Origin of the sequence: Microbacterium sp. UBA3394, assembly GCF_002358725.1 — a bacterium.
In the GTDB taxonomy this organism is placed as follows: domain Bacteria; phylum Actinomycetota; class Actinomycetes; order Actinomycetales; family Microbacteriaceae; genus Microbacterium; species Microbacterium luteum.
Map to the genome: position 1 here is coordinate 1 of NZ_DEPK01000246.1, position 3,590 is coordinate 3,590.

Below are 3,590 nucleotides of genomic sequence, written 5' to 3' on the forward strand. Positions count from 1 at the left end.
GAGACCGTGCCGCAGTCGATCGACAACATGCAGCTCGGATCGACCACTGTGAGCATCGAGGCCGAGACCGGCCGCATCCTCTCGATCGCGCAGAACAAGACGTTCAGCGAGCTCGCAGACGACGTCGGCGACCCGACGAAGTCATCACTCGTCTTCGCCGGCGACTCGACCTTTGGCTCGTCCAACGGCTTCTCTGCGGGTTCGACGTACAAGCTGTTCACCTTGATCGACTGGCTCGAAAACGGGAACTCTCTGAATGAGGTTCTCAACGGCCGAGTGCACGAAGTCACGCGTCTGCAGAACAGCTGCGTCGACGGTGGCTGGTGGATCGACAACAGCGCCGAGGCGATCAACAACTTCGCTAGGGACCCGGGTCGCGTGGGAACGCCCATGCAGTTCACCGCCGCGTCACTCAACTCCGGCTTCCTCGCAATGGCAGAGCAACTCGACCTGTGCGACATTCAGGCGGACGCAACCAAGATGGGCGTGGTCAACGCGAAGACTGGCCAGCCGGCGGAGGCCGACAAGATGGGCGCCTTCTCGGTTCTTGGTGATCTCAACGTCTCACCGATTTCGGTCGCCGGCGCATATGCAACGGTCGCCAACGGTGGTGTCTATTGCGAGCCGCAGGCGATCGATCGGGTGACCGATTCCGACGGCAACGAGCTCGCCGTCCCGGAGCGGTCGTGTGAGCGCGTGCTAGAGGAGTCGGTCGCAGCGACCGCCGCCTACGCTCTTCAGGGCGTGATGAACGGCGGCACGGGAGCGCAGGGAAACCCCTACGACGGTATTCCCGTGATCGGCAAGACCGGAACGCACGAGACCTCGCAGACGTGGCTGGTCGAGTCGAGCACGAAGGTCGCGACCGCCGCCTGGGTCGGCAACATCGAGGGATTCGAAGACGTCTTCGACTATGGCGTCGCGTACTACCGGTACGCCCTGGGCAAGGGCGTGCAGGCGGCCGCGAACGCGAAGTACGGCGGTGGCGAGTTCCCCGCTCCGGACCAGAACCTGCTGCGCACGGTCTACACCGACCTGCCGAACGTCGTGGGCATGTCGGTCGATCAGGCGACGGCCACCCTCCAGCAGGCCGGCTTCAGCGTGACCGTCGGCGAAGAGGTCGACTCGAGCGAAGCCGCAGGCACGATCGCCGAGCAGAGCCCCGGCGCCGGCCGCGTGGCCGGTGGTACGAACGTGACCATCCGCCCGTCGAACGGCCAGGGCGTGACGGTTCCGGACGTGTCGGGTCAATCGCTGCAGGATGCGGTCAGCTCGCTGCGGTCGGCAGGCTTCGGCAGTGTGCAGCCGGGCAGTTGCGAGGCGACCGGCAGCGATGACGATGACGACGACAACGGCGGCGGGAACGACGGCGACAACGGCAACGGCGAGACGCAGGTGACCGGCACCAGCCCCGGGGCCGGCGAGCTCGTCAATCGCAGCGACACCATCTCGGTGAACTACCGCGCCGAGTCCTGCTAGTGGCGCGACGCGCCGGCCAGACCGCCCTCCCCGCCCTCGCGGCAGTGGGGGCGGTCGGCGCGGGAGCCGCGGTCTGGGGCGTCGGCATCGAGCGGTACCTGTTCACCGTCCGTCGCCACACGCTCGCGGTACTGCCCACCGGAAGCCGCGCACTGCGGGTGCTGCACGTCTCCGACGCCCACATGGCGCCGTGGCAGCATCGCAAGCAGGAGTGGATGGCGACGCTCGCCGACCTCGAACCCGATCTCGTCGTCAACACAGGCGACAACCTCGGCCATGCCGAGGGCCTCGCCGGCATCCGTCGGGCCTTCGATCCGCTTCGGGGCATCCCGGGGGTGTTCGTGCACGGATCGAACGACGTCAGCGCACCCTCGCCGCGCAACCCGTTCCGGTACTTCCTCGGCCCCAGCCGCACGAAGCACCGCGAGGTGGCGCTGGACACCGACGCCCTCGACTCCTACCTGCGCGACGAGCTCGGGTGGATGGACCTCAACAACGCCGCCGGCAGCCTCGCCGTCGGCGGTCTGCGCCTCGACGCCTTCGGCGTCAGCGACGCCCACCGTGGTTGGGAGCGGCTCGATGCGCTGCCGGAGGCGCTCGAGACCCTCGGCGACCGGTCGGAGGCGGCCCTCACCCTCGGCGTCACGCACGCCCCGTACCGACACGTGCTGGACGCGTTCGTCGATCTCGGCGCCGACACCCTGTGGGCCGGTCACACGCACGGCGGCCAGGTGCGCATCCCCGGCTCGGCGTCGGCGCTCGTGGCCAACTGCGACATTCCGCTCGATCAGGCGCGCGGCCTCAGCCGCTGGGCACGCGCCGGCCGCGACGTGCCCCTCAATGTGAGCGCGGGCATCGGCCACTCGATCTTCGCGCCGGTGCGGTTCGGATGCCGCCCCGAGGCGTCGCTGATCACCCTCACCGCGCGCGCCTGAGCCACTTCCCCTCCACAGCACGCCGTCGGCGGTGGCCCGTCCACAGGCGTGGAGAACGCCGCCGCTCCGGCGCGGGCGCACCCGCACGATCGGAGCATGAAGCGCGCCCTCCTCGTTGTCGGGATCCTGATCGCCGTCGTCTCCGGCGGATTCGTCATCGCGTCGTGGCTGACGCCCGCCACATCGCAAGCGGCCGAAGCAGGGGCCGGCTTCGGCACGTGGGCGCCCACGTCGCAGTACGGCTGGCACGGCTCCATGCGCGTGGGCGACGTCGACACCTACTGCATCCGGCCCGGCCTCGCCGCCCCCACCGGTCCCACGACCGATCACGGGGTGCGCAGCGACGCCGCCGGGCTCAGCGCGAAGCAGCTCACCGCCATCAACCATCTCGTGACCACCTACGGTCAGACCGACGATCCGGTGCAGGCGGCGAGCGTCGGATGGGCCGTGAAGGCCATCGCGGACTGGGACGAGACGCTCCACGCGTTCGGCTACCGCGGCGACAGTCTCGCCGGAGCGGTGAACTGGACCTTCTCGGCGCTCGCACCCGAGCACAACAAGCGCGTGCAGGAACTCGCGACCTCGTACTACGCCGAGGCCACCGCGCTCTCGGCGGGTGCCGCGAAGGGATCGGGTCGGCTCGTGTTCACCACCGACCCCGACGACGTGCTTCTCGGCACGGTCACCGCACAGGTGGACGGTGCCGATGGGACCGGTCGCATCGATCTGACCGGCGCCGAGTTCGCGTCCGGCGGGACGACCCTCGAGAAGGCCCGCGCCGGCGAGACGTATGAGATCCGCGTCGTCCCGCCGGCCGAGGGCGGAAGCGTCACGGTGAGCGGCGTCGGCGCCTTCCCGGCGGCCCCGCTGGCCGCGGTGCGCTACTTCACCACCCCGGGCGGCCAGGACACGGCCGGGCCCGCGGGTGCGTCGCCGATCGAGATCGAAGGAGCAGACGAGCATCCGCGAGACATCGAGTTCGCACCGACGATCACCACACAGGTCGCCGAGCGCTACCTCACAGACGGCGTCTTCGTCGACGAGGTGTCGTTCACGACCGGGACGGGAATCTGGCCGCGGGACGAGGACGGCGCCTACCTGCCGGTGAGCGCGTCGGCGGACCTGTACCGCAGCGATGTCGAGCCGAACCCGGGCGATCCCGCTCCCGGCGATCCG

3 protein-coding genes are annotated in these 3,590 nt (G+C 69.6%); all 3 read left to right on the forward strand.

Annotated elements, in window-relative coordinates; genetic code table 11:
* Positions 1-1,479 (forward strand): PASTA domain-containing protein (locus B4E30_RS14655; RefSeq protein ID WP_286795872.1); only part of this gene is annotated, 1,479 nt, incomplete at its 5' end.
* Positions 1,479-2,414: a metallophosphoesterase gene (locus tag B4E30_RS14660; RefSeq protein WP_286795874.1), complete on the forward strand. Its 936-nt coding sequence runs from the start codon at positions 1,479-1,481 to the stop codon at positions 2,412-2,414. The genes B4E30_RS14655 and B4E30_RS14660, both read left to right, overlap by 1 nt.
* A 96-nt stretch (positions 2,415-2,510) precedes the next feature.
* Positions 2,511-3,590, forward strand: a 1,080-nt coding sequence (locus tag B4E30_RS14665) for a hypothetical protein (RefSeq protein WP_286795876.1), incomplete at its 3' end; no start/stop codon positions are given.